This is a genomic window from Nocardia sp. 852002-20019_SCH5090214, assembly GCF_001665865.1.
GTDB lineage: Bacteria > Actinomycetota > Actinomycetes > Mycobacteriales > Mycobacteriaceae > Nocardia > Nocardia nova.
The window spans coordinates 1-586 of the sequence record NZ_LZMK01000373.1 but is presented as its reverse complement, the minus strand read 5'-3'; the positions used below and the strand labels follow the sequence as shown (position 1 = coordinate 586).

At 63.8% G+C, this 586-nt stretch carries 1 protein-coding gene; it reads left to right on the top strand.

What is annotated here, in order from left to right; translation table 11 throughout:
* Positions 1-117: 117 nt before the first annotated feature.
* On the top strand, positions 118-586 hold a 469-nt coding region (locus A5780_RS30570; RefSeq protein WP_197521651.1), incomplete at its 3' end, for an acyl-CoA thioesterase domain-containing protein.

Below are 586 nucleotides of genomic sequence, written 5' to 3'. Positions count from 1 at the left end.
TCTGGTGTTGGGGTGTACCCCAGATGCGCAGGCACTGCCAGCACCACGCTCCGCAGCTGCGGCTGTAACGTGTTTCACTTCTGAGTGTCAACGGATTTCGGAGGGGACCGAACACAGATGCTGAGCTTCTTCGTCGAACGCGATGGTCGACTCGTCGCCCAGAAACTCGCCGTCAGCCCATGGACGCCGACCAAACTGAGCGGAACAGCCGTGGCCGGCATGCTCGCCCGGGAACTCGAGACCCACTGCCCGGAGGGCTTCATCCCCGCTCGACTCACAGTCGACCTGTATCAACCGGTCGACAACGCCGCGTTCGATCTGCGCAGCACGGTGGTCCGTCGAGGATCTCGAATCACTGTTGCCGACGCGGCACTGTCGCAAGACGGTCAGCAACGTGTGAGGGCGACAGCCGTTTTCCTCACCACCGGGACCGAACCGCCTGGCCAGCTCTGGAGCCGAGACGAACCGCTGCCGGTTCCGCCGCAGGAGAGTGCTGTGCCCGGCGGGACGCCGCCGCTGTTCAAGAGCGGCGATCGCGACTGGTCCGAGGATTTCGCGGCGAATCAAAACGCCGACCGCAAAATCT